The organism is Eubacterium ramulus (genome assembly GCF_003122485.1).
Lineage (GTDB): Bacteria > Bacillota > Clostridia > Lachnospirales > Lachnospiraceae > Eubacterium_I > Eubacterium_I ramulus_A.
The window spans coordinates 1-992 of sequence record NZ_JRFU01000235.1 but is presented as its reverse complement, the minus strand read 5'-3'; the positions used below and the strand labels follow the sequence as shown (position 1 = coordinate 992).

1 protein-coding gene is annotated in these 992 nt (G+C 46.7%); it reads right to left on the bottom strand.

From position 1 onward, the window contains the following. Positions 1-92: 92 nt before the first annotated feature. Complete coding sequence (truA, locus tag LG34_RS16105; protein WP_109216981.1) at positions 93-872, bottom strand: tRNA pseudouridine(38-40) synthase TruA; 780 nt, start codon at positions 870-872, stop codon at positions 93-95. Positions 873-992: the final 120 nt, after the last annotated feature.

Sequence of the window (992 nt, the reverse complement as noted above, 5' to 3'; positions counted from 1 at the left end):
AATGGTTTTGCGCCGACCGGAACGGAGTGTAGAGTGCAGTGATTCTGAAAAGATGATGTCAGCTTACGCTGACCAGAATCACGCACCAAGTCTCACGTGCGTTCGACTTGAACCTCCATCAGGCTTTCCGGCGGAATCTCGTACTCAATCCCAATCATCGTCAGCCCATGCGCCGGAGCCGTCGGTCCTGCCGCTTTCCGATCCTTTTTTTCTAATATCACCGGAATATCCTCCGGTGCGATCTTACCGATTCCCACATCAAAAAGCGTTCCCGCAATGATCCGCACCATATTATAGAGGAAGCCACTTCCGGTAATCCGAATCGTTAATAATTCACCATCCTGTTTTAACTCACAGGAATAAATCGTGCGGGTCGTATCCTCCACTGCAGTATTTACTGAACAGAAACTTTTAAAATCATGTGTTCCCTCGAACTGTTCTGCCGCCTCACACATCGCCGGAATATTCAGTTTTCGGTAAACAAACCAGGTATCCAGACGTCTCTGCGGCATCGGAAATTCACGGTTTAAAATACGATATTCATAGGTCTTGCGACTGTTGCAGTGACGCGGATGCCAGTCTAACGGAATTTCACTGGAATTCTGCACCACAATATCATCCGGCAAACGCTGGTTCAGCGCATAGGAAATCTTTTCCGCCGGCATCCGTGCATTTGTGTCAAACACTGCCACGTTTCCATAAGAATGTACTCCGGAATCCGTACGACTCGCGCCGATGACCACGATATCTTCCTTCAATAATTTGCTCAGTTCCCGGTTCAGGACACCTTCTATCGTAATTCCGTTTGGCTGCACCTGCCATCCGCAATAATTAGTCCCGTCATAGGCAACCACAAGTTTCACTCGTTTCACACCCAAACACCTCCCTTTTCATGTAAAAATATAATTTATTTCTACCTAACAATTTTTACTAACATTTTTTTCAATTCAAGAATGCTCCGGCATTCTTGTTGCGAGGTGCGCGTCATGCAA